The 22,159-nt window shown below is 66.3% G+C and carries 20 protein-coding genes and 1 tRNA gene; 12 read left to right on the plus strand and 9 right to left on the minus strand.

The genetic code is table 11. The annotated features are described in order from the left end of the window. Positions 1–31: 31 nt before the first annotated feature. Both FCE95_RS00540 and FCE95_RS00545 read right to left on the minus strand, forming a co-directional pair. Complete coding sequence (locus tag FCE95_RS00540; protein ID WP_189644599.1) at positions 32–2,335, minus strand: UDP-N-acetylglucosamine 2-epimerase; 2,304 nt, start codon at positions 2,333–2,335, stop codon at positions 32–34. A gap of 474 nt (positions 2,336–2,809) precedes the next feature. Continuing rightward, positions 2,810–2,894 (minus strand) — tRNA-Leu (locus FCE95_RS00545). 86 nt (positions 2,895–2,980) lie between these two features. Here FCE95_RS00545 and rnr point away from each other — a divergent pair. The 3 genes from rnr to FCE95_RS00560 all read left to right on the plus strand — a co-directional run bounded on the left by rnr (position 2,981) and on the right by FCE95_RS00560 (position 6,576). After that, entirely contained in the window at positions 2,981–5,416 is a 2,436-nt protein-coding gene (gene rnr / locus FCE95_RS00550) for a ribonuclease R (RefSeq protein WP_137265068.1), read from the plus strand. 104 nt (positions 5,417–5,520) lie between these two features. Further along, positions 5,521–6,282 (plus strand): 23S rRNA (guanosine(2251)-2'-O)-methyltransferase RlmB, encoded by a 762-nt coding sequence (rlmB, locus tag FCE95_RS00555; RefSeq protein ID WP_137265069.1) that lies wholly within the window; start codon positions 5,521–5,523, stop codon positions 6,280–6,282. 27 nt (positions 6,283–6,309) lie between these two features. Then, a complete protein-coding gene (locus FCE95_RS00560) occupies positions 6,310–6,576 on the plus strand; it encodes a CBU_0592 family membrane protein (protein ID WP_137265070.1) in 267 nt (88 codons plus the stop codon). A gap of 84 nt (positions 6,577–6,660) precedes the next feature. Here FCE95_RS00560 and FCE95_RS00565 read toward each other — a convergent pair whose 3' ends face one another. The 3 genes from FCE95_RS00565 to mfd form a co-directional block, all read right to left on the minus strand. Then, a complete protein-coding gene (locus FCE95_RS00565) occupies positions 6,661–7,098 on the minus strand; it encodes a hypothetical protein (RefSeq protein ID WP_137265071.1) in 438 nt (145 codons plus the stop codon). 76 nt (positions 7,099–7,174) lie between these two features. Further along, entirely contained in the window at positions 7,175–7,873 is a 699-nt protein-coding gene (nfi, locus tag FCE95_RS00570; RefSeq protein WP_137265072.1) for a deoxyribonuclease V, read from the minus strand. Continuing rightward, the gene (mfd, locus tag FCE95_RS00575) at positions 7,873–11,337 is read right to left on the minus strand and encodes a transcription-repair coupling factor (protein WP_137265073.1); all 3,465 of its coding nucleotides are present in this window, start codon (positions 11,335–11,337) and stop codon (positions 7,873–7,875) included. Before mfd ends, nfi begins: the two co-directional genes overlap by 1 nt. A gap of 182 nt (positions 11,338–11,519) precedes the next feature. Here mfd and FCE95_RS00580 point away from each other — a divergent pair, with 182 nt between their 5' ends. Together FCE95_RS00580 and FCE95_RS00585 are read left to right on the plus strand one after the other, a co-directional pair. Next, a complete protein-coding gene (locus tag FCE95_RS00580; RefSeq protein ID WP_137265074.1) occupies positions 11,520–11,984 on the plus strand; it encodes a MarR family winged helix-turn-helix transcriptional regulator in 465 nt (154 codons plus the stop codon). A gap of 77 nt (positions 11,985–12,061) precedes the next feature. Beyond that, positions 12,062–12,490: an organic hydroperoxide resistance protein gene (locus FCE95_RS00585; protein ID WP_137265075.1), complete on the plus strand. Its 429-nt coding sequence runs from the start codon at positions 12,062–12,064 to the stop codon at positions 12,488–12,490. 190 nt (positions 12,491–12,680) lie between these two features. Here the strand turns inward: FCE95_RS00585 and FCE95_RS00590 are convergent, their stop codons facing one another. From FCE95_RS00590 to FCE95_RS00600, 3 genes are all read right to left on the minus strand, one after another. Continuing rightward, a complete protein-coding gene (locus FCE95_RS00590; RefSeq protein ID WP_137265076.1) occupies positions 12,681–12,956 on the minus strand; it encodes a DUF4242 domain-containing protein in 276 nt (91 codons plus the stop codon). Positions 12,957–12,969: 13 nt separating this feature from the next. After that, positions 12,970–14,040 carry a class I SAM-dependent methyltransferase gene (locus tag FCE95_RS00595; protein WP_137265077.1) on the minus strand — a complete coding sequence of 357 codons (1,071 nt, stop codon included), beginning with the start codon at positions 14,038–14,040 and terminating at the stop codon, positions 12,970–12,972. A gap of 171 nt (positions 14,041–14,211) precedes the next feature. After that, positions 14,212–14,748 (minus strand): GNAT family N-acetyltransferase, encoded by a 537-nt coding sequence (locus FCE95_RS00600; RefSeq protein WP_137265078.1) that lies wholly within the window; start codon positions 14,746–14,748, stop codon positions 14,212–14,214. 44 nt (positions 14,749–14,792) lie between these two features. On the opposite strand from FCE95_RS00600, the gene FCE95_RS00605 reads away from it, so the two are divergent. Continuing rightward, positions 14,793–15,137, plus strand: a complete 345-nt coding sequence (locus tag FCE95_RS00605) for an MmcQ/YjbR family DNA-binding protein (RefSeq protein ID WP_137265079.1) — start codon at positions 14,793–14,795, stop codon at positions 15,135–15,137. A gap of 46 nt (positions 15,138–15,183) precedes the next feature. Further along, complete coding sequence (locus tag FCE95_RS00610) at positions 15,184–16,098, plus strand: cation diffusion facilitator family transporter (protein WP_137265080.1); 915 nt, start codon at positions 15,184–15,186, stop codon at positions 16,096–16,098. Positions 16,099–16,113: 15 nt separating this feature from the next. Here the strand turns inward: FCE95_RS00610 and FCE95_RS00615 are convergent, their stop codons facing one another. Beyond that, the gene (locus tag FCE95_RS00615) at positions 16,114–16,971 is read right to left on the minus strand and encodes a 23S rRNA (adenine(2030)-N(6))-methyltransferase RlmJ (RefSeq protein ID WP_137265081.1); all 858 of its coding nucleotides are present in this window, start codon (positions 16,969–16,971) and stop codon (positions 16,114–16,116) included. 31 nt (positions 16,972–17,002) lie between these two features. Between FCE95_RS00615 and creB the strand changes: the two genes are divergently transcribed. From creB to FCE95_RS00640, 5 genes are all read left to right on the plus strand, one after another. Continuing rightward, on the plus strand, positions 17,003–17,683 hold the full coding sequence (gene creB, locus FCE95_RS00620) for a two-component system response regulator CreB (protein WP_137265082.1): 681 nt from the start codon (positions 17,003–17,005) through the stop codon (positions 17,681–17,683). Next, entirely contained in the window at positions 17,684–19,114 is a 1,431-nt protein-coding gene (gene creC / locus FCE95_RS00625; protein ID WP_137265083.1) for a two-component system sensor histidine kinase CreC, read from the plus strand. A gap of 88 nt (positions 19,115–19,202) precedes the next feature. Next, positions 19,203–20,525: a cell envelope integrity protein CreD gene (gene creD / locus FCE95_RS00630; protein ID WP_137265084.1), complete on the plus strand. Its 1,323-nt coding sequence runs from the start codon at positions 19,203–19,205 to the stop codon at positions 20,523–20,525. An 84-nt stretch (positions 20,526–20,609) separates the two neighbouring features. Further along, complete coding sequence (locus tag FCE95_RS00635; RefSeq protein ID WP_137265085.1) at positions 20,610–21,218, plus strand: GNAT family N-acetyltransferase; 609 nt, start codon at positions 20,610–20,612, stop codon at positions 21,216–21,218. Further along, the gene (locus FCE95_RS00640; RefSeq protein WP_137265086.1) at positions 21,215–22,096 is read left to right on the plus strand and encodes a carbon-nitrogen hydrolase family protein; all 882 of its coding nucleotides are present in this window, start codon (positions 21,215–21,217) and stop codon (positions 22,094–22,096) included. The genes FCE95_RS00635 and FCE95_RS00640 overlap by 4 nt, the downstream gene beginning before the upstream one ends. Positions 22,097–22,159: the final 63 nt, after the last annotated feature.

Below are 22,159 nucleotides of genomic sequence, written 5' to 3' on the forward strand. Positions count from 1 at the left end.
TTGCTTAAGTAAGAACAGGCCCGGAGAAACGTCACGGCGTCCCGAAAACGCCTTGGGCCTGGGCTGTCGAACCTGCGTCCCGCGGCATATCCGGCAGCGGATAGGCGGGACGCAGGCCCGTCAGTGCCTCGACGACGCGCGCGCTGGCGCCGTCGCCGTATTTCGAAGCCGTGTCTTCGCGCGGCAGATCGCGTTCCAGCAGATCCAGGATCCGCGTCGCGTGCGCGGGCTTCTCCGCGGCCAGCACCGGCCGGCCCATCGCGGTCGCCTCGGCATGCACGTCTCCTCCGGCGATGACCAGATCCGCTCGTTTGAGCAGATAAACCGAAGCGAGATAGTCCGGCGGGTCGATCGCATGCACGTTCGGCCAACCGCGCGCCAGATCGGAGCCAGGCAGCTCGCGCTCGAACAGCGCGGCCGAGCAGACGATGTCGACGTCCGGACGCCGCGCGGCGATATCGCGCAACATGTCGGCGGTACGCGCGAATCCAGCGTCGGACGCGTCGCGGTTCAGCATCAGCAGCATAGGGCTGCCGTCGCGCAGGAAGCCGTAGCGCTCGGCGAGCTCGCCGTCCAGCGCTCGGTCGCGATCGATTCGCCGCAATGCCGCGTCCAGCGTTTCGATGGCGGTATTGCCGGTGACGAGTACGCGTTCCGGCGGCACGCCTTCGGCCAGCAATTGGCGTTCGGCCGATGCGCTTTGGGCGACGTGCAGCGATGCCAGCGCGCGCGCCATCTTGCGTCCCGGATCGTCGTCCGCGCCCGATGCTCCATCCGCATCGATGCAGACCACGGGCACTTGGTGATAGCGCGCCGCCAAGGTCGCCGGCAGCGTGGCCGAAGTATCGCCCTGTACCAGCACCACGTCCGGCTGCACTTCGCTCAATACGCGCTCCATGCCGCCGAGCGCGGAGGCCGTGATGTCGGCCGGATCTTCGCCCGGTTTCACCACTTCGAAGGTGAGGTCCGGTTCCAAGCCGAACAGGTGCAGCACCTGTTCGGCGTCCTGTTCGGGCGTGGCGGCGATGCATAGCGTCGTTTCGAAACGATCGTCGCGCGCCAATTCGCGCGCGATCGGCGCGATCTGGATCGCGTCGGGCGGCGCCGAGAGCACGCACAGCGCTTTCATGGGCAGCGCGAGGCCGTCGTCGTCGGCGGAGGACGAAGCCGGCATCGCCGCGGCGGACGCGGGTTCCACGGACTGCGCTTGTTCGCGCAAATCCCAATCCTGCGGCGCCAGCGCCAACTCGCCCCCGCCGCCGGCCACGATCGGCATCGCTTGCTGCGCGCGCGGGCGCAGCCGCAGCGACGCCGGCCAGCGCAACCGCGCCAGCAATTGCGGCACCCATAGGATGTGGATCGCGAGTACGCCGACGAAAACCGCGGCGCTGAGCAAAGGCGGGGCGCCGCGCAAGGCGTATCCGATCAGGATCAGCAGGCCGCTTCCGGCGACGATCAGGATCAGGGCCATGCGCGGAGGGATGCCGGCATCGAGCACCAGATGATGCAGATGCTGGCGATCGGGCTTGAACGGCGAACGCCCCTGGCGGATGCGCCGATACATCACCGCCAAGGTGTCCATGATCGGCAGCGCCACGCACCACAACACGCTGATCGGCGCCAATCGCTCGACCTTGCCGTGGCTAAGGAAGACCAGGCTCCAGGCCAGCAGAAAGCCGATCAGCGTGCTGCCGGCGTCGCCCATGAATATCTTGCGGCCGTCGGGCCAACCGAGGTTGACGCACAAGTAAGGGATCAGCGCGGCGAACAGCACCTGCAGCAGCAACAGCACGCCCGGCGACGCCCAGCCCGTCTGATCGAACAACAGTATCGCGCCGATGCTGGTCATGGCCACCGATGCGGCCAGGCCGTCGATGCCGTCGAGCATGTTGAAGGCGTTGATCACGCCGATGATCGCGACGATCGTGAACGGTATGCCGAGGACGCCCAGCCGGAGCCCGTAAATGCCGAGCTCGTCGACGTAGATGTTGGATGCGGCGATCACCAGCGCGATCGCGCCGGCTTCCACCGCCAGGCGCGAGCGCACGCTGAGGTCGTTGGCGTCGTCCAACACCCCGGCGACGACGATCAGCGCGGCGCCGGCCATCAGGCTGCTGACGAAGCGGTCGAAATAGCCCAGATAGCTCAATCCGACCAGAGTGCCCAGGAAAAAGCACAGTCCGCCGATCAGAGGGATGCGGCCGCGATGGCGCTTGCGCCCGTCGGGCTTGTCCACCAGGCCGATCCGGCGCGCCCACGGCCGCATCGCAAAGATCGCAAACAGAGTCACTGCCAAAGCGATAGCGCTGGCCGCGACCAGCTTGGGGTCCATCATGCATGCACCTCGGTTGTGCTTGTTGTTGGTATCCGTGTGCATGCGCACGACAACGCCGCGCATCCTGCGGCCTCGAAGAACGCCGCTGCTGCATGCGTTGGTTTCGAGTCGCGATGGAATCTATGTGCGCCATGTTGACGAGAAGATGAAGGGCGCGGCTTCAGTGTGATGAACTGGGCGTACGCGCGCTCAAGCGAAGATTCGTGACGAAAATTTCGCTATTCATTCATATGAATCGAACGCATCTGCGCAATGCGTTTTTCGCATGCATTCGCAAGGCTTTAACCGTTCGCTTGATACGCGCGCACGCGCGCGCAGAAAATCAATGCGTGTCGATGAGCGATGCGAAAGGTTCGCGTGAGATGCCGCTTCGGATCGAAGCGGGTGCGAGAGGCGGCGTTCGCGCGTCGACGAAGCGGAAGATGCCGTCGCCGAAAAAACAAACCCCCGCCGAAGCGAGGGTCTTTGTGCGTCTGGTGCCCGGGAGAGGACTCGAACCTCCACGGTGTTACCCGCTAGTACCTGAAACTAGTGCGTCTACCAATTCCGCCACCCGGGCAGGGCGAGCCGCGTATGTTGCGGTGCGGGACCAGGCTTGTCAACGATTAGCCCGGCCGAACGGCACCTGCGCGGCCGCCGTGTACCATGCCGCCGATGGCAAAGACCCCAGGCAAGCGCGGCGATGGCCGCGGCAAGCAGCCGGCCGGCAAGGCTTCGGCACCGAAAAAACGCGGAAAAAGCGCAGCGGCCGGCAAGCGGCCGGGCTGGATGCCGGAGCCGCCGCCGCGCAAGCCCGCCGGCGACGCTTCCCGCGCACCGGCTCCGCGACCGGCGAAGAAAGGCCGGTTCGACGATCCTTTCGCCGCCCGCGAAGCCGGCCGTTACGAAAACCCCATCGCCAGCCGCGAAGCCATCCTGCAATTGCTAGCGGCCGCCGACGGTCCGCTGTCGGCCGAAGCCTTGGCCGAGCGGCTGCAGCTGACCGCGCCCGACCGCTTCGACGCGTTGGGCAAGCGCCTGGCCGCGATGGTCCGCGACGGCCAACTCCTGCAAAACCGCAAAGGCGCCTACGCGCCGGCCGAGCGGATGGACCTGATCGCCGGCACCGTCATCGCCAACCCCGACGGCTTCGGCTTTCTGCGCCCGGACAGCGGCGCCGGCGACGATCTCTTCCTGCCGCCGTTCGAGATGCGCAAAGCCATGCACGGCGACCGCGTGTTGGCCAGCGTCACCGGTCTGGATCGGCGCGGCCGCCGCGAGGGCGCCATCGTCGAGGTGCTCGAGCGCCGGCTCAACCGTTTGATCGGCCGCTTCACCGTGGAGTCCGGCATCAGTTATGTGGTGCCGGACGATCGCCGCATCCAACGCAACGTGCAGATTCCGTCCGATGCGCGGCTGGACGCGCGCCACGGCCAATTGGTGGTGTGCGAAATCGTGCAGCCGGCCGATTCGCACCGGCCGCCGATCGGCCGCGTACTGGCCGTGCTCGGCGACCGCCTGACCGCCTCCTTGGCGGTCGAAGCGGCGATCCACGGCCACGAAATCCCCAACGAATTCCCGCCGCAAGCGTTGGCCGAAGCCGCGGCGGTGCCGCTGCAGGTCGATGCGGCGACCGCCGCGACGCGGGTCGATCTGCGCAAGACGCCGCTGATCACCATCGACGGCGAAGACGCCAAGGATTTCGACGACGCGGTCTGGTGCGAACCGAACCGCGACGGCTTCCGCCTGATCGTCGCCATCGCCGACGTATCGCATTACGTGCGCCCCGGCACGCCGCTGGACGACGAAGCGCAGAAGCGCGCCACGTCGGTCTACTTCCCCGGCTTCGTGGTGCCGATGCTGCCGGAGACGCTGTCCAACGGCATCTGCTCCTTGAATCCGAAGGTGGACCGGCTTTGTTTCGTCTGCGACATGCAGGTCGGCCGCGACGGCGAAGTGGCGCGTTCGAAATTCTACGAAGCGGTGATGAACTCGCACGCGCGGCTCACCTACACGCAGGTGTGGAATGCGGTGGGGGACGGCGTGCCCGAGGAAGACCAAGCGCAGGCGCAGGCCTATATCGGCGGATTGATGCCGCAGGTGCAGCGCCTGCAGCAGTTGTACCGGATCCTGGACAAGGCACGCCGCAAGCGCGGCGCGATCGAGTTCGAGACTTCGGAAGTGCGTTTCGCGCTCGGCCCGCAGGGCGAGGTGACCCAGGCCGGCATGCTCCAGCGCAACGACGCGCACAAGCTGATCGAGGAATGCATGATCGCGGCCAATGTCGAAGCCGCGCGCTTCCTGTTGGCCAAACATATTCCGGCGCCGTTCCGCGACCACGACAAGCCGCCGGAGGCGAAGTACGCGGACCTGGAGGAATTCCTGAAGGAGTTCAAACTGCGGCTGCCGCCGTGGGGCAAGGTGCAGCCGCGCGATTTCCGCGATTTGCTGGACAAGATCCGCGACCGGCCGGATGCGGCGCTGCTGGAATCGGTGGTCCTGCGCAGCCAGTCGCTGGCGGTGTACGCGCCGGAGAACATCGGCCATTTCGGCTTGGCGCTGGAGGCTTACGCGCATTTCACTTCGCCGATCCGGCGCTATCCCGATTTGCTGGTGCATCGCGCGATCAAGCATGCGCTGGCCGGCGGCAAGCCGGCCAATTACGCCTATTCGGGCAGCGCGATGGCGGCGCTGTCGTTGCAGTGCTCGGAACGCTCGCGCCGCGCCGACGAAGCCCAGCGCGAAGTGGAAGAACGCTACGCCGCCGCTTGGATGGAGCGCCACGTCGGCAGCGAGTTCGACGGCACCATCAGCGGCGTGACCAGCTTCGGCCTATTCGTCGAGTTGGACGAATCCAAGGTCAACGGCCTGATCCACGTGACCCAGCTGCCCAACGACTACTACCATTTCGACCCGATCCGGAAAACGCTGAGCGGCGAGCGCGCCGGACGCGTATTCCGGCTCGGCGACCGGGTCCGGATCGTGGTGCTGAAGGCTAGCTTGGAAGAGCGCAAGATCGATTTCCGATTGGCCGAGGAGCGCGGTGTCAAACCGCCGCCGCCGCGTGGGCAGCCGGCGAAGCGGACCAAGAAGAAATACTGATTTTTAGACGCGGATTGGATCGGATAGCCGCGGATAAAATTGGAATTGTTTTATCCGCTTTCCTCCGAACTGATCCGCGTCAAAAAAGATCTTAAAAAGACATCATGAGCAAACAAAACCAATGGATCGCCGGCATCAACGCCGTCTCGGCCGCCGTCGAGCACGATGCCGACAACGTGCGCGAGGTGCTGATCGAGGCGGGCGCCAAGAATCCGCGTCTGATCGAGGTCGAAGAGAACGCGCGGCGCAAGGGAATCGACGTGCGGCGCGTGGCCCAGCAGGCGCTGGACGGCGTCGCCGGCGGTTTACGCCATCAAGGCGCGGTCGCCCGTTACGCCGCGGCCAAGACTTGGGACGAAAGCGAGTTGCCGGCTCTGGTCGAAGCGGCGCAGGGCAAAGCGCTGATCCTGGTGCTGGACGGCGTGCAGGATCCGCATAATCTCGGCGCCTGCTTGCGCAGCGCCGCCGCCGCCGGCGCGACCGCGGTAGTCATTCCGAAAGACAAAGCGGTGCAGGTCAATGCGACCGTGCGCAAGACGTCCGCGGGCGCGGCCGACAGCGTGCCGGTGGTGCGCGCCAACAATCTGGCCCGCTGCCTGCGCGATCTGCAGCAACTGGGCGTGTGGATCTACGGATTGGCGGGCGAAGCGACGGCGTCGCTGTACGCCATCGACCTGCGCGGCAACGTCGCGTTGGCGCTGGGCGGCGAGGCCGACGGCTTGCGACGCTTGACCCGGGAACACTGCGATCAGCTGGTCACGATACCGATGCCGGGCGGCGACGCCGCTTCGGGCGTCGAGAGCCTGAACGTCTCGGTCGCCAGCGGCGTCGCGCTGTTCGAAGCCGTGCGCCAGCGCCAGGCCTAATCCGATATCGCAAATAGGGAGAGAACCATGTCGTTCAATATGGAATGGTACGACTGGATCGGCATCGTTGGCGCCTTGCTGGTGCTGTTCGCGTTCTATCTGCTGCAGGCGCGGCGCGTGTCGGGCACCGGTTTGGTCTATCAGCTGATGAACCTGTTCGGAGCCTTGGGCTTGCTCACGTCGCTGTACGGCAAATTCAACGTCTCGGTTTTCATCGTGCAGACGGTCTGGGTGGCCATTAGCGTATACGGCATCGTGCGTTCGGCGCGATCGCGCGCAACGCCGGCGGCTTGACCTCCCGCTTTAGTAGAGTCGAGCCTGCCCGACTGCTCTTGCGGGAAAAGCAGTCGAGCAGGCTCGACTCTACAAGAGCAAGTTCTAAGGGGTTGCGTCCAACCGCAACTCCGCCTGCGGTTTCTCGCCGCGGGCCAGCGAGACCAGGCTCAAGCTATGGCCGCCCAAAACCCGGCTGCTCTTGTCCTTGAAGCCGGTATGCAGTCCGAACGATTGCGGCGCCGCGCTTCCCGCGCTCCATTCGAACGCGACCTCGGCGTCGCCGGCCCACACGCATTGCCGATCGGGCGGGCAGCGCGAATCCGATTTCACGCCCACATAGCGCAGCGTGCCGCGATCGGGCAGGGCGACGGTCTGACCCGGCGACATGGCGAAAGTTTGTCCAAGCGCGACCGCGGGCGAAGACTGTTCGGAAGGCGTCGCCGGCGCCGAGGCGTTGCCGGCCGTGCTGGTGGAACTGCAGCCGATCGCGAACGCGGCGGCGGCGAACAAAACGGGTCGGGCGAAGGCGGGAATGGACATCGGGCGCTCCTGCGAAAGGTCCGCGGCAAGCCTACCCGGCCTTGGCCCAGCGCGCCGTGAATCGATGCCGCAGGGCTTAACCCCGCTTGATGTCCCTGCGCGACGCCAGGCGGTCCGCGAGCCGGGTGGGCTCGGGCAGGCGATAGGTGGTCACGTAGCGCATCACCAGATCGCCCACCGACGCCATCGCCACGCGATGTCCGGGCGATACCACCAACGGCAGGCAGTTGGGCTTGCTGCGCAGCAGCCATCCGATCTGTTCGCCGTGGTGGCGCAGGGTGACGTAAGCGCCGCGCATCTGATGCAGCTCGGGGGCGGCGCCGACCAAGATCTTCTTCGCCACGCCGATGCACGGCAGGTCGGTGACCACGCCGAAATGCGCGGCGATGCCCAGCCTACGCGGGTGGGCGATGCCGTGGCCGTCGACGAAGACCAGGTCGGGCGGGGCCGACAGCATCGCCAGTGCATCCAGCAGCGCCGGCAGCTCGCGGAAGGAGAGCAGGCCGGGCACGTAAGGCATCACCGTGGGTATCCGCGCCACGTGCGATTCGATCGGCCGCAGAGTCTGCGCATCCATCAGCACCGCCGCCGCGCGGGTGACTTCGCCGTTTTCCTCGAAACCAACGTCGAAACCCGCGATGGTGCGCAGCGGCTTGGCGAAACCGTCGCGCAGCACGACGCGCTTGGCCAGTTCGGCCTGCATCGCCCGCGCATGGGCGACGCTGCCGTCCCATTCGGCGAAGGCGGGATGCACGGGAACGCGCGGCGCCGACATCAGGCCGCCCGCAAGGTGGTCAGCAGGCCGCGCGCGGCGTTTAAGCGGGTGGAGGCGTCGGGCAAATCCAGCTTGACCCGCAGTTTGTCCGGGCCGTCCATCTGATAGGACTTGGGTTGGCCCTGGATCAGCCGGATCACCGCCATCGGATCGATATTGGGCTTGGATTCGAAGTGCACGCGGCCGCCTTTTTCGCCCAGGTCGATCTTGCGCAAACCCAGTGCAGTGGCTTGCAGCTTCAGCTCCGCCACGGCGAACAGATGCTTGGCGGCATCGGGCAGCAGGCCGAAGCGGTCGATCATCTCGACTTGCAGTTCGCGCAATGCTTCGGAATCGCGGGCGGAGCTGATCCGCTTGTACAAGGTGAGCCGCTCGTGCACGTCGGGCAGGTAGTCTTCCGGGATCAGCGCCGGTACGTGCAATTCGATGTCCGCGCCGTGGCTGCGCACGCCGTCCACGTCGGGCAGCTCGCCGCGCTTGATCGATCGCACCGCGCGCTCCAGCAGCTCGGTGTAGAGGCTGAAGCCGACTTCGGCCATCTGCCCGCTCTGGTCCTCGCCCAGCAATTCCCCGGCGCCGCGGATTTCCAGATCGTGGGTGGCCAGGGTGAAGCCGGCGCCGAGTTCGTCCATGGCCGAGATAGCATCCAGCCGCTTGCGCGCATCGGACGTGATCGAGCGCTGGTCCGGGATCACCAAATAGGCGTAAGCGCGATGGTGCGAACGGCCCACCCGGCCGCGCAACTGGTGCAGCTGAGCTAGGCCGAACTTGTCGGCGCGGTTGATGACGATGGTGTTGGCGTTGGGGATGTCGATGCCGGATTCGATGATGGTCGAACATAGCAGCACGTTGAAGCGCTGCTTGTGAAAATCCAACATCACTTTCTCGAGTTCGCGTTCCGGCATCTGGCCGTGGGCGATGCCGATCCGCGCTTCCGGCACCAGTTCCGTCAACTCGCGCTGCATGCGGCCGATGCTTTCCACGTCGTTGTGCAGGAAATACACCTGGCCGCCGCGCGCCAGCTCGCGCTGGAAGGCTTCGCGCAGCTGGCCGTTGTCCCACGGCACGACGAAGGTCTGCACCGCCAGGCGATGCGCAGGCGGGGTGGCGATGATCGCCAGGTCGCGCAGGCCGGCCATCGCCATGTTCAGCGTGCGCGGGATCGGCGTCGCGGTCAGGGTCAGCAGGTGCACGTTCGCGCGCAGCGCCTTCAGCGCTTCCTTTTGGCGAACGCCGAAGCGCTGCTCTTCGTCGACGATCACCAGGCCCAAATCCTTGAACTTGACGTCCGGCTGCAGCAGGCGATGGGTGCCGACGATCACGTCGATCTTGCCTTCGGCCAGTTTCTCCAGCTCGGCCTTGATTTCCTTGGCGGATTTGAAGCGCGACAGCACCTCGACCCGGATCGGCCAGTCGGCGAAACGGTCGGCGAAATTGCGGTAATGCTGCTCGGCCAGCAGCGTGGTCGGCACCAGCACCGCCACCTGCTTGCCGGCGCTGGCGGCGACGAACGCGGCGCGCACGGCGACTTCGGTCTTGCCGAAGCCCACATCGCCGCAAACTACGCGATCCATCGGCTGAGACGAAGACAGATCGCGGATCACCGCTTCGATCGCGGCGTGCTGGTCCGGGGTCTCTTCGAACGGGAACGTCGCCGCGAACGGTTCGTACATCGCGCGGTCCAGCTCCAGCGCCAATCCGGCGCGGGCCTGGCGCTTGGCCTGGATTTCGAGCAATTCCGCGGCCACGTCGCGCACTTTCTCCGCGGCCCGCTTCTTGGCCTTGGTCCAGGCCTCGCCGCCGAGCGAATGCAGCGGCGCGGTTTCGGCCGAAGCGCCGGAATAGCGGCTGACCAGATGCAATTGCGCGACCGGCACGTACAGGCGGTCGCCTTTCGCGTATTCGATGTCCAGGTATTCGCCCGGTTGCCCGCCGGCGTCGAGCGTGATCAAGCCGCGATAACGGCCCACGCCGTGGTCCTCGTGCACGATCGGCGCGCCTTCGCTCAGCTCGCCCAGATCGCGGATGATCGCTTCCGGCTCGCGGCCGGCCCGCTTGCGCCGGCGCGGCTGCGCGGCGCGTTCGGGGAACAGCTGGCGCTCGGTGAGGATCGCGATCCGCGGTTCGTCGAGGGCGAAGCCGTTGTCGAGCGGAGCGACGGCGATCGCGAAGCGTTTCTTCGCGGTCGCCGAAACGAAATCTTGGAAGTCGGCGAACACATCGGGCGACAGTCCCGCGGCGTTCAGCACCTCCAGCAAGGCTTCGCGGCGGCCGGCGGTGTCCGCTGCGATCAACACGCGTCCGGGGTACGTAGCCAGGAAGGTCTTCAGCGCGCCCGCCGGTTCGGCGTCTTTGGCCGCGAGCGGCAGGTCCGGTGCGGGCTGGTCGCCCAGCGCCGACGCTTGCGCGCGGCGCGCGTGCTCCGCGCCGCACACTTCGACCAGGTCGACGCGGTTCAAACGTTCCCGCAGCGCATCCGGCGCTAGATACAACTCGTCCGGCGCCAGCAGCGGGCGCTCGATGTCGTGACGGCGCTGCTCGTAGCGCTCGCCGGTCTGCCGCCAGAAATGCTCCGCGGCCTCGTTCGCGCCGTCGACCAGCACCGGCAGGACGGCGTCGCCGAGATAGTCGAACAGCGTGGCCGTGCCGTCGAAGAACAAAGGCAGGTAGTACTCGATGCCCGACGGCGCCAAGCCCGCTTTCAAATCCTGATAAAGCGCGCTGCGCCGGGTGTCGATGTCGAAACGGTCGCGCAGCGCCTGCATCGCGCGTTGCGCGGCTTCTTCGTCCAGCGGGATCTCGCGGCCCGGCAGCAGCCGCACCGCGTCGGTCTTGTCCAGCGAGCGCTGCGTTTCCGGGTCGAAGGCGCGGATCGAGTCGATCGCATCGTCGAACAATTCGACGCGGTAGGGTTCGTCGGCGCCCATTGGATACACGTCGAGCAGGCCGCCGCGCACCGCGAAATCGCCCGGATCCAGCACCTGCGGCACGTGGCGGTAGCCGGCCGCTTCCAGCCGGCGCTTTTCTGCATCCAGATCCAGCTTCTGCCCGACCCGGACGTCGAAGGTGTTGCCGACCACGTAGCGCAGCGGCGGCAGGCGCTGCATCAGCGTCTGCACCGGCACTACGACGATGCCGCGCTTCAGCGTCGGCAGGCGATGCAGGGCCGCCAGGCGCTGCGAAACGATGTCCGGATGCGGACTGAATTGGTCGTAGGGCAGGGTTTCCCAGTCCGGGAACGGCATCACCGGCAAGTCGGCATCGCCGAGCAGGGTGCGCAGATCGGATTCGAGCTGGTGCGCGTTCTGGTTGTCGCGGGCGACCAACAGCAAAGGTCCGGCATGGGTTTCGGCTGCGCGCGCGATCGCCCAGGCCAAGGCGGAAGCCGATGCGGGCGCGCGCCACCAGGCGCGTTGCTGGCCGGCTTTGGGCAGGGGCGGGGCGTTGAAAACGGGGTTCGGCATCGATCCGGGTACTCGCGGAGAAAACGAAAACAGCGCCGGCAGCCGTCGCCGCCAGCGCGAAAGCCGGCATTTTACGCGAGCCGCCCCGGCGGTTCCGGTGCGGCGGGCGCGGATCGCAGCGTTCCGCGGCCATCGATAAAAATAGCTTGCAATTAGATAGCGTGCTATATAAATTAAGCGCCATGAAAACCACCCCCGCCAAGCCCGCCCTGGGCAAGACGCTGCTGAAACTCGACGAGCAGCTCTGCTTTGCCCTGTATTCGACCGGGCTGGCCTTAAACAAGGTCTACCGCAAACTGCTCGCTCCGCTGGGCCTGACCTACCCGCAGTACCTGGTCATGCTGGTGCTGTGGGAACGCGACGGCGTCACCGTGTCCGAGATCGGCGAAAGGCTCTATCTGGATTCGGCCACGCTGACGCCGCTGCTGAAGCGTCTCGAGGCCGCGGGCTTGATCACGCGCACCCGCGCCAAGAGCGACGAGCGCCAGGTCGTCATCGGATTGAGCGCGCAGGGCAAGGCGCTGAAGACGACCGCGCGTTCCGTGCCGACCGATGTGTTCTGCGCCTCGGAATGTTCGCCGGGCGAGCTGGCTTCGATGAAGCGGCAATTGGAATCGCTGCGCGGCAATCTGATGAAGAACGCTTGAAGTCGTTCTTGCGATAAACGTCCCAACGGCCGGCAACGGCTTCCCTTCCGTTCACCACCACCCCCACAGGAATCGCCATGTCCCTCGATAAAGTCCTCTACACCGCCCACGCCGCGGTCACCGGCGGCCGCGATGGCGGCCACGCCGTCTCTTCCGACAATGCGCTCGACGTCAAGCTCAGCATGCCGCGCGAACTCGGCGGCGCCGGCGGCGACGGCACCAATCCGGAACAGCTGTTCGCGGCCGGCTATTCGGCCTGCTTCCTCAGCGCGTTGAAGCTGGTCGCCGGCCAGGAAAAGATCGCGCTGCCGGCGGACACGCGCATCGACGCCAGCGTCGGCATCGGCCCCATCGCCGTCGGTTTCGGCCTGCAGGCCGAGCTGAAGGTTTCGGTGCCCGGCATCGATCGCGAGAAGGTCGAGGCGCTGGTGCACAAGACCCATCAGGTGTGCCCGTATTCGAACGCCACCCGCGGCAATATCGATGTGGTGCTGACGGTCGTTTGAATCGCAGCGATCGGGTCCAAAGTGGCCGACCGTAGCCTCATCTGCCCTTCGGGCACCTTCTCCCGATGGGAGAAGGAAGAGCTAAGCCCCTCTCCATCGGGAGAGGGGTTGGGGTGAGGGTTCGGCGAAGCGATGTTCTCCGCGTCGGCGTTGAAGAACATCCGCTTGTTTCCAGTCTTACCAGACCTGACTAAGACTCCGAAGTCACCGGATCGATGATCGCCTTCACTTCGGATACGCGATCGGCCGGAAAACCGCCTTGCCGCGCGTGCTCGCGGATCGTGTCCTCGTCCGGCGCGATGTAGACGCAATACACCTTGTCGCCGGTGACGTAGCTCTGCACCCATTGGATCTGCGGGCCGAGCCGGTCGAGCACCGCGCAGGATTTCTGCGAGATCGCCTGCAGCTCCTGCGCGGACAGCGCGCCGGCTCCAGGAATGCCGCGTTCGATGACGTATCTAGGCATATCGGGTCTCCGGTCAATGCGGGCGCGCTTCGAGCACGAGATTGAACGGCGTCTGTGCGGCGCGGCGGAAGCGCGCATAACCGGCTTCCTCCATTACGCCGCGCAGGCGAGCTTCTCCGGCTTGCGCGCCGAGCGCGGGTCCTTTGCGCGCCAGCGACACCGGCACGCAGATCTGCGAAGAGGCGCCGTAATAGACGCGGCCCACCGGATTGAGGTTGTCCTCGACCTTGTCGCCGGCGAAGGGTTCGACCAGCAGGCAGTGCCCATCGGGCTTGAGCGCCTGCCGCGCATGCTTAGCGGCGCCGGCCGGATCGGCCATGTCGTGCAGGCAATCGAAGAAAGCGATGAGGTCGAAATCGCCTTCGGCATAACTTGTCGCGTCGGCCACCTCGAAGCGCGCATTGCCGATGCCCGCGGCGGCGGCGCGTTCGGCGGCGACGCGGATCGAATCGGGGTGGTAGTCGTAGCCGACGAATTCCGAATTCGGGAACGTACGCGCCATCAGCACGGTGCTGGCGCCGTGGCCGCAGCCCACGTCGGCGACTTTGGCGCCGCGTTCGAGCTTGGCGAAGGCGCCGTCCAGCGCCGGCAGCCACTCGGTCACCAGATGCGCGTTGTAGCCGGCGCGGAAAAAGCGTTCGGTGCCCTGGAACAGGCAGGGATGATGTTCGCCCCATTCCATGCCGTGGCCGCTGCGGAAGTTCTCCGTGGTGCGGTCCAGCGCGTGGAATGCGGCTTCCACGAAGTTGTAAGCGCCCGGCAGGTCGACCGGGCCTGCCGGGTCCGCCAGGCACAGGGCCTGTTCCGGGCTGAGCGAATAGCGGCCGCTGGCCGCGTCGTACTGCACATAGCCGCCGGCGGCCTGGTTGCCCAGCCATTCGCGGATATAGCGTTCGCTGGTGCCGGTGCCTTCTGCCAACTCGGCCGGATTCGCGGCTTGCTTCGCCAGCGCCTTGTACAAACCCAATCGGTCGCCGACCAGCATCAGGCTGGCGCTGATCGCGGCGCCGAGATCGGCGACCGCTTTGCCTAGGAATTCGTTGAGGCGGTTTTCGTCGATGCGTGTTGCTGTTTCGTTGGCCATTTCATACTCCGTTGCCCCCTTGCCCCTGCGGCGGAATGCCGTTGCCTTCGTTTGATGCAACGGGGGTTGCGGAGGTCCGCGGACAGAAAATGGCCGAGCGCTGTCGACGGACAGCGTCGCCGGATCACTGAAGTGCCGGGTCGAACACCGACGAAAGTGAGTACTCGCCGTTCAGCGCAGATCGAGCGCGACACGCACCAAGCCGGGCGTATGGGCCGATTCGCGGCGAAAGCCCAGCGATTGGGCCAATTGCAGCATGGGCTGGTTATGTTCGAGCACGTCGCCGTACAGGCGTTCGAGCTTCTTGCCCTTGGCCCAGCGCACCAGTCGGCGCATCAATTGCCGGCCCAGGCCCATGCCGGCGATGTAATGGCTGACCAGGATCGCGAATTCGGCCTCGCGGCTGCCCGGCACGACGGACACCCGGGCGACCGCGCCGACCAGGGCTTCGCCAGGCGGCAGCGGCTCGGCGGCGACCAGCGCGAATTCGGTCCTCGGATCCGGGTGGGTCAGGCGTTCGGCTTGATCTTCGCTGAGTTCCTTCATCGCGTAGAGGAAGCGCTGGCGGATTTCGTCCGGACCAAGCAAAGGAAACGCGGCCCGGAGCGGTACGGCGTCGTCCGGCCGGATCGGACGGATCAGCACTTCGCGCCCATTGGGCAAGCGCAATTGCTCATGCCACGGCGGCAGGCGGTTGCGGGGGCTCATTCCTGCAATGCTGGCATGCCGAAAGTGAAGCTACCCTCTACGGCATGAAACCTGCTGCTATCCGCCGCTTCGTTTCCGCCTGGCCCGGCGTCGGCGAGGACGTGAAATGGGACGATAACCTGGTGTTTTCGGTGGCCGGAAAGATGTTTTGCGCTATGGAGGTCCGCAGCGGGCGGGGCCTGGCGTTCAAAGTCGAAGAATCCCGGTTCCTCGAATTGACCGACCGCCCCGGCGTCGTGCCCGCGCCTTATCTGGCTAGGGCGCATTGGATCGGCCTGACCGAGGCCTCGGCGCTATCCGAGGCCGAAACCAAGGCGCTGATCCGCCGCAGCTACGAATTGGTGCGCGCCAAGCTCAGCCGCAAACTGCAACGCGAGCTCGCCGATTAGAGCGCTTTGCTAGACTTCCGGGCCCACCAAGACTCGGATCCGATCCATGGCAGGCAGCGGCGACTCCACCCGCGCGATTTTGTTCGCCTTGGGCGCCAATTTCGCCATCGCCTGCGCCAAGGGCGTGGCCGCGTTCTTCACCGGCTCCAGCGCCATGCTGGCCGAGACCGTGCATTCGCTGGCCGACTGCGGCAACCAATTGCTGTTGCTGCTGGGCATGCGCCAGGCCAAGCGGCCGGCTTCGCCGGACTATCCGCTGGGTTACGGCAAGGCCATCTATTTCTGGTCGTTCCTGGTGGCGGTGATGCTGTTCACCGTCGGCGGCATGTTTTCGCTGTACGAAGGCATCCACAAGCTGCAGCATCCCGAGCCGCTGAAGCAATGGTGGTGGGCCGCGGGCGTGCTGGTGTTCGGCATCGTCGCCGAAGCGGTTTCGATGCGCGCGTGTTTGCACGAAGTGGACAAGGCCCGCGCCGGCCGCTCGCTATGGCAATGGTTCCGCCAGAGCCGTCAGGCCGAACTGGTGGTGATCTTCGGCGAAGACCTCGCTGCGCTGTTCGGCCTGGTGTTCGCGCTGATCGCGGTGCTGTTGGCCGTCTTCACCGGCAATCCGGTTTGGGACGCCATCGGCACCATCGCCATCGGCGCATTGCTGATCGTGGTCGCGGTGTTCGTGGCGATCGAAGTCAAAGCGATGCTGATCGGACAGAGCGTGGATCCCGAGCGCCAGGCGCAGATGCGTGCCTTCCTCGAAGGCCGCGCGGAAGTCGGTCGGGTGATCAGCCTGATCACCCTGCAGCTGGGCAACGAAGCGATGGTGTCGGTGCAGGCCGAAATGAGCGAGCAGCAAAGTGCGCGCGCCCTGGCCGAGCAGATCAACGCGGTGGAGCGCGCGTTCAAGGCCGAATTCCCGGAAGTGCGCTGGAGCTTCTTCGAGCCCGACGTCAAAGCCGGCGTCTGACGCTTCCTACCAAGGCTAAACCGGCGGCTTGAGCCAACGCAGGTCGGACGCGCCGCCGCCGTCGTCGAGAGCGGCGCGCAGCGGCGGCAACGCGGCCCCGAGCGTCTCGTCCAGCTTCCATGGCGCATTGAGCAGCAGTAGCCCGCTGCCGTTCATGCGCAGCGGCGAATCGTCGGCGCGCACCAGCAGTTCGGCGACCAGCGCCGACTTGGCCGGCAAGTGCGTCGCCTTGCGATAGAACGGCTGCAGATGGCGGCGCAGCTTGATCGGGTACCACAGCGCGAACGTGCCTTGCGGCCAGCGTTGCAGCCCTTCGCGCAGCGCCGCCAGGGCAGCGTCGAATTCGTCCAGTTGCGCTTCGTACGGCGGATCGATCAACACCAGTCCCCGCCCGAGCTTCGTCGCGCCGGCCTTCGGCGGCAGCAGCGCCTTCATCGCCGCATAGCCGTCGCTTTCGCGCGCGGAGATGCGAGCGTCCCCGGCGAAGTTCGCCTTCAATGCGGCCGCTTCGATCGGCTGCAGTTCGCAACAGGCGATACGGTCCTGTTCCCGCAACGCGTGCGCCAGCAACCAGGGCGAGCCGGGGTAGGCGTCGTGCCCGTGCGCGGCGCGGCAGGCGGCCACGGCCTTCAGATAGCGGCCGATGGCCGGGTCGCGCGGTTGCGCGGCGAGCAGCCGCCCGACGCCTTGTTCGGCTTCCCCGGTCCTTTGCGCGGACCCGGACTTGAGCCGGTACAGCCCGCGCCCGGCATGGGTGTCCAAGGCGAAGGCCGGTGTCGGCTTGGCGGTCAGGGCGTCGCAGACCGCGAGCAGGACGACATGCTTGAGCACGTCGGCGTGGTTGCCGGCATGGAAGGCGTGGCGGTAGTTCATGCGGGCAGCATACAGCCGCTATGCTGACGCCATGCCCACGACCCCGACGATCCTGCTGGCCGAAGACGAAACCGCCATCGCCGACGCGGTGGTGTACGCGCTGCGCAGCGAAGGTTTCGCGGTCGAACATTGCCTGCTCGGCGGCGACGTGCTGCCGCGGATACGCTCCGGCGGCGTCGATCTGTTGTTGCTGGATGTCGGCCTGCCCGACGTCAGCGGCTTCGAAGTCTGCAGGACTTTGCGCGGGTTCAGCGATCTGCCGGTGATCTTCCTGACCGCCCGCAACGACGAGATCGACCGCGTCCTGGGCCTGGAACTGGGCGCCGACGACTACATGGCCAAGCCTTTCTCGCCGCGCGAGCTGGCCGCGCGCGTGCGCGCCCGCTTGCGCCGGCACGCGCCCGCAGGCGGCGGCATGCGCGCGTACGGACGCTTCGAAATCGACGGCGAGGGGCGCAGGATCCGCTACGCCGGCCGCGCCTTGGAGTTGACCCGCTACGAATACGGGCTGTTGGCCGAACTGCTGCGCCGGCCGGGCGCGATCCTGAGCCGCGCGCAATTGCTGGATCGCGCCTGGGACGGCGACAGCGACAGCGCCGACCGCACCGTCGACACCCACGTCAAGACGCTGCGTGCCAAGTTGCGCGAAGCCGGCGCGGATCCGGATCCGATCCGCACCCATCGCGGCATCGGCTATTCGATCGAGGTCTGAATGAGGCTGGGGCTGCGCCTGTTCCTCGGCTTCTTCCTGATCGTCGGCGTGGCCGCGTTCTTCGTCATGCGGGTGTTCGTCGACGAAGTGAAGCCCGGCGTGCGCCAAGCGATGGAAGCCAATCTGGCCGACACCGCCAACGTGTTGGCCGCGCTCGCCGCCGACGACATGAAAGCCGGACGCATCGCCGACGGCGCTTTCGCCCGCAACATCGCCGCGGCCGGCAGCCGGCATTTGGGCGCCGACATCTGGGGCACGCGCAAGGACCGGCTGGAAGGCCGCATCCTGATCGCCGACGCGCGCGGCATCGTCGTCTACGACTCGCGCAACGAAGCGGTCGGCAAGGATTACTCGCGCTGGAACGACGTCTACCGCACCTTGCGCGGCGAATACGGCGCGCGCTCCAGTGCTGAGACGCCGGGCGATCGGCAGAATACGGTCATGCACGTGGCCGCGCCCATCCTGGACGGCGACAAAATCGTCGGCGTGCTGACCGTGGCCAAGGCCAATCGGACGATGGAGCCGGTGATCGCGCGCAGCCAGCGCAATATCTTGCGCAAAGGCGGCTGGCTGCTGGGTTTGTCGGCCTTGATCGGATTGGCGATGACTTGGTGGCTGTCGCGCGGCATCGGCCGCTTGAACCGTTACGCCCAAGCGGTGAGCCGCGGCGAGCGCGCATCGCCGCCGCCGCGCCGGCGCGACGAGATCGGCGACCTAGGCAAGGCGCTGGAAACGATGCGGCGCGAATTGGAGGGCAAGCAGTACGTCGAGCAGTACGTGCAAACCCTCACCCACGAGATGAAGAGCCCGCTGGCCGCGATCCGCGGCGCCGCGGAGATCCTGCAGGAGCCGTTGCCGGAAGCCGATCGGGCGCGTTTCGCGGCCAACGTGCAGGGGCAAAGCGAGCGCTTGACCGAGATGATCGAGAAGCTGCTCGCGTTAGCTTCGGTGGAGCATCGCCGCGAGCTAGGACAACGCGAGCGGACCGACGTCGCCGCGATGGTCGCCGAAGTCGGCGGCGAATTGGGCCCGCGCGTGGCGCAGGCCGGCCTGACTTTGGATTTCGCCGATGCCGACCGGCCGGCCGTCGTCGAGGGCGACCGTTTCCTGTTGCGGCAGGCTTTGCGCAATCTGCTCGACAACGCGATCGACTTCTCGCCGCGAGGCGGGCGGATCGACATCGAATGCCGGATCGACGGCCGCGACGCTGTGCTGCGCATCGGCGACCGCGGGCCGGGCGTGCCGGATTTCGCCGCCGAGCGCGTGTTCGAACGCTTCTACTCGCTGCCGCGGCCGCACGGCGGGCGCAGCACGGGTCTGGGCCTGACTTTCGTCCGCGAAGTGGCCGCTTTGCACGGCGGCGGCGTTCGCTTGGAGCCCCGCGACGGCGGCGGTACTTGGGCGGAGTTGAGTTTGCCGCTAGCCGCCTGACCGCGCTTCACATTCGCTTCAAATTCGCCGCGTCGTCGCCTCATCGCGCGCATTCAGGCTGCGCGCATTCCGTGCCGAGGCTGCGTCCATGAAGAACATGCGTCTGTTGCTGCGTTTCCTGACCGTCGGCGGTCTGGTGCTGTTGCTGTTGATACCGTTGACGATGATTCGTGGTTCGATCCAGGAACGGCAGATGTACCGCAATCAGGCGGTCGCCCAGGTCGAACAGAGCGTGGCGGGGGCGCAGGCGATCGCCGGTCCGTTGCGGGTGGTGCCGTGGACGGAGACGCGCGAGGTAGACACGATCGATGCGCGCAATTTCCCGCAGAAGAAAGTCGAGACGATCGCCGGTTACGAGCTGCAGACGCCGCGCTCGCTGCGGATGGAAGGGCGGTTGGTGCCCGACACCCGCAAGTTGGGCTTGCACGAAGTGCGGATATACACCTGGCGCGGCAGCCTCAACGCTACGTTCGACCAGCCCTTGCCGAAAGACCAGGGCGTGCGCCGTTACGGGCAACCGTATCTGATCTTGGGCGTGCAAGACGTGCGCGGTTTCGTGGGCACGCCGCGCCTGACCGTCGACGGCCGAGCGCTGCGCTTCGCTCCGGGAACGCGCGAAGCCGGCAAACAACTCGGCGGCGTGCATGCCTTACTCCCCGTTGCCGCTGAAAGTGCGCCGCCCGGTCGCGACGTGAAGATAGAGTTCGCGCTCGCCGGCACCGAATCGCTGGCCGCCGTACCGGTCGGCGACAGCAACAACATCCAATTGCATTCGGCCTGGCCGCATCCGCAGTTCGGCGGCCGTTTCCTGCCGCAGACGCGCAAGATCGGCGACGCAGGTTTCGATGCCGGCTGGGACATTTCTTCGCTGGCCACCGACGCGCAGAGCCAGCTTGCGGCCGGAGCGGGCCTCGTCGGCGAGAAAACGCTGGACAGCTTGCAGGTGAGCCTGGTCGATCCGGTCAACATCTATTCGCAAGCCGACCGCGCCAGCAAATACGGCATCCTCTTCATCGTGCTGACCTTCGTCGGCTTCGCGATGTTCGAACTGATCAAGCGCCTGCCGATCCATCCGCTGCAATACCTGCTGGTGGGCCTGGCCTTGGCGATCTTCTTCCTGCTGCTGCTCAGCCTGTCCGAGCACATTCCGTTCTGGCAGGCGTATCTGGCCGCGGCGGCGGCGTGCATCGGATTGCTCGGTTTCTATTTGAGCCATGTCTTGCGCAGCCGGATGCGCGCTTTGGGATTCGCGACGATGCTCACTCTTCTTTACGGCGTGCTCTACGGTCTGCTGGTGTCGGAAGACAATGCGCTGCTGATGGGCTCGCTGCTGCTGTTCGGCATCCTGGCCGGAATCATGTGGGTCACGCGCAAGGTGGATTGGTACGAGTTGGGGTCGTCGCTGCGCTGACGCCCATGCGAGCCGCCGTCGATGCTGGGTATGCCTTCGGTACGACCCAGCCTGCGGGCGATGGCGTGAGGTAAAGTGGGCAGGATGCTCACTACTCTCGCCATCGCCCGTTTTCGCGGAGCCGAAATCGCTCCGTATCTGGAAGCCGTCGCGAAGTTGCGGATAGCGGTATTCCGCGATTGGCCCTATTTGTACGAAGGCAGCCACGCTTACGAACGCGAATATCTGGCCGCCTACGCCGCTTCGCCCGATAGCGTGTTCGTCCTGGCTTTCGACGGCGACGAAGTGGTCGGCGCGTCCACGGGCCTGCCGCTGGCCGACGATACCGCCGAATTCCATGCGCCGTTCCTTGCGCGCGGCATGCCGGTCGGCGAGGTTTTTTATTGCGGCGAATCGGTGCTGTTGCCGGCGTATCGCGGCCAGGGCATCGGCCATGCCTTCTTCGACCACCGCGAAGCGCACGCCCGTTCGCTGGGCCGCTTCCGCTGGACCGCTTTTTGCGCGGTCGACCGCGATCCCGCCGATCCGCGCCGGCCGCAAGCGCATCGCGGCAACGATGAGTTCTGGACCCGGCGCGGCTATCGCCGGCAGCCCGGTATGGCCATGCGTTTGCATTGGGATGAAATCGGCCGCGGCGACTGCGAACATGCACTGACTTTCTGGTTGCGGCCGCTGGCGCAGGACAACGAATGAAGATCGCGGTCGCGAAATATCCGGTGGAGGCCCCGCGCGACTTCGCCGAATTCGCCGCCAAGCAGCGCCGCTTGCTCGAGCAGGCGGCCGCGCAAGGCGCGCAATGGGCCGTGTTGCCCGAATATTTGTCGCTGGAGCTCGGCGCCACCTTCGACGAACCGGTCCGCGGCGATCTGCAAGCATCGCTGGCCGGCATCCAGCGCTATCACGACGATTGGCGGCAGCTGTTCGGCGGTCTGGCGCGCGAAACCGGAATGCGGATCGTCGCCGGCACTTTTTTGCTCGCCGTGGGCGAGGGCGGCTATCGCAACCGGTCGTACCTGTTCTCGCCCGATGACGGGCTTGTTTGGCAGGACAAGCTGCAGATGACCGGTTTCGAAAAGAAAGCGCGAACCATCCATGGCGGCGATGCGCTCAAGGTCTTCGAAGCCGACGGGCTGCGCAGCGCGATCGCGGTCTGCTACGACATCGAATTCCCGTTGCCGGTGCGCGTGCAATGCGAGGCCGGGGCAAAGCTGCTGATCGTGCCCAGTTGCACCGAAGCCGCGGCCGGAGCGATGCGGGTGCGGGTCGGTTGCTTGGCGCGCGCGCTGGAGAATCGTTGTTACGTGGCGCAATCGGTCACCGCGGGCGAAGCGCCGTGGAGCCCCGCGCTGGATTTCAACGTCGGCGAGGCGACGGTGTATGCGCCGATGGACGTCGGGTTTCCGTCCGACGGGATCGTCGCGCAGACCCGGGGCGATCAGGTTTGGACCTTCGCCGACCTGGATTTCGAAGCCTTGGAAGCCAGCCGCGAGCGGGCGCAGGTGGCGAACGATCGCGATTGGGCCGGGCAGCTGATGCCGGCCATCGCCCAAGCCAAAGTCGAGCTTTTGTAGAGTCGAGGGGGGGGGGGGGGGTTTGTGTGGAGAAGGGAGAGGGACGGGAGGGGGCGGGGAGGG

Source organism: Luteimonas gilva (genome assembly GCF_005239095.1).
GTDB lineage: Bacteria > Pseudomonadota > Gammaproteobacteria > Xanthomonadales > Xanthomonadaceae > Luteimonas_C > Luteimonas_C gilva.

Bases quoted from the DNA above. Each gene is read 5' to 3' on its own strand.
- FCE95_RS00540 (WP_189644599.1), bottom strand. From the start codon at position 2,335: ATGATGGACCCCAAGCTGGTCGCGGCCAGCGCTATCGCTTTGGCAGTG.
- rnr (WP_137265068.1), top strand. From the start codon at position 2,981: ATGCCGCCGATGGCAAAGACCCCAGGCAAGCGCGGCGATGGCCGCGGC.
- rlmB (WP_137265069.1), top strand. From the start codon at position 5,521: ATGAGCAAACAAAACCAATGGATCGCCGGCATCAACGCCGTCTCGGCC.
- FCE95_RS00560 (WP_137265070.1), top strand. From the start codon at position 6,310: ATGTCGTTCAATATGGAATGGTACGACTGGATCGGCATCGTTGGCGCC.
- FCE95_RS00565 (WP_137265071.1), bottom strand. From the start codon at position 7,098: ATGTCCATTCCCGCCTTCGCCCGACCCGTTTTGTTCGCCGCCGCCGCG.
- nfi (WP_137265072.1), bottom strand. From the start codon at position 7,873: ATGTCGGCGCCGCGCGTTCCCGTGCATCCCGCCTTCGCCGAATGGGAC.
- mfd (WP_137265073.1), bottom strand. From the start codon at position 11,337: ATGCCGAACCCCGTTTTCAACGCCCCGCCCCTGCCCAAAGCCGGCCAG.
- FCE95_RS00580 (WP_137265074.1), top strand. From the start codon at position 11,520: ATGAAAACCACCCCCGCCAAGCCCGCCCTGGGCAAGACGCTGCTGAAA.
- FCE95_RS00585 (WP_137265075.1), top strand. From the start codon at position 12,062: ATGTCCCTCGATAAAGTCCTCTACACCGCCCACGCCGCGGTCACCGGC.
- FCE95_RS00590 (WP_137265076.1), bottom strand. From the start codon at position 12,956: ATGCCTAGATACGTCATCGAACGCGGCATTCCTGGAGCCGGCGCGCTG.
- FCE95_RS00595 (WP_137265077.1), bottom strand. From the start codon at position 14,040: ATGGCCAACGAAACAGCAACACGCATCGACGAAAACCGCCTCAACGAA.
- FCE95_RS00600 (WP_137265078.1), bottom strand. From the start codon at position 14,748: ATGAGCCCCCGCAACCGCCTGCCGCCGTGGCATGAGCAATTGCGCTTG.
- FCE95_RS00605 (WP_137265079.1), top strand. From the start codon at position 14,793: ATGAAACCTGCTGCTATCCGCCGCTTCGTTTCCGCCTGGCCCGGCGTC.
- FCE95_RS00610 (WP_137265080.1), top strand. From the start codon at position 15,184: ATGGCAGGCAGCGGCGACTCCACCCGCGCGATTTTGTTCGCCTTGGGC.
- FCE95_RS00615 (WP_137265081.1), bottom strand. From the start codon at position 16,971: ATGAACTACCGCCACGCCTTCCATGCCGGCAACCACGCCGACGTGCTC.
- creB (WP_137265082.1), top strand. From the start codon at position 17,003: ATGCCCACGACCCCGACGATCCTGCTGGCCGAAGACGAAACCGCCATC.
- creC (WP_137265083.1), top strand. From the start codon at position 17,684: ATGAGGCTGGGGCTGCGCCTGTTCCTCGGCTTCTTCCTGATCGTCGGC.
- creD (WP_137265084.1), top strand. From the start codon at position 19,203: ATGAAGAACATGCGTCTGTTGCTGCGTTTCCTGACCGTCGGCGGTCTG.
- FCE95_RS00635 (WP_137265085.1), top strand. From the start codon at position 20,610: ATGCTCACTACTCTCGCCATCGCCCGTTTTCGCGGAGCCGAAATCGCT.
- FCE95_RS00640 (WP_137265086.1), top strand. From the start codon at position 21,215: ATGAAGATCGCGGTCGCGAAATATCCGGTGGAGGCCCCGCGCGACTTC.